Source organism: Chromobacterium subtsugae (genome assembly GCF_001676875.1).
Taxonomy (GTDB): Bacteria; Pseudomonadota; Gammaproteobacteria; order Burkholderiales; family Chromobacteriaceae; genus Chromobacterium; species Chromobacterium subtsugae.
Map to the genome: position 1 here is coordinate 1 of NZ_JYKA01000053.1, position 411 is coordinate 411.

General features: G+C 71.3%; 1 protein-coding gene. It reads right to left on the minus strand.

Annotation, left to right across the window (positions count from 1 at the left end; all coding sequences use genetic code 11):
- Nucleotides 1–411: MFS transporter (locus MY55_RS22340; protein ID WP_167595316.1), on the minus strand; the 411-nt coding region annotated here is incomplete at both ends.

Below are 411 nucleotides of genomic sequence, written 5' to 3' on the forward strand. Positions count from 1 at the left end.
ACCAGCCACTGGCTGACATGGATGGCGTCCACCAGCAACTGGCGGGTGGCGGCCAGTAGCCGCTCCGGATCGGCCGCGGCGGCGGCATGGCGGAACTGCGCCAGGCTGTCGGCGTTGAGCAGGGTTTGCGGATCGCCCAGCCAGTGCAGCCAGGCTTGCGCGTGGCCGGCCGCCAGCATGCCCGCCACGCCCAGCTGGAACTGGTGGCTGACCACCGCGCCCATCACGGCGGTGCCCAGCATGCCGCCCACCATCCGCGTCGATTGCAGCATGGCGGTCGACACCCCCAGCTGCCGGCGCGGCGCCAGCTGCTGGACGAAGATGGTCAGATTGGGCATCAGCAGGCCCAGGCCCAGGCCGCCCATCACCATATTGGCGATGATCAGCCAGTGGGCGGTGGCCGGGCCGGCC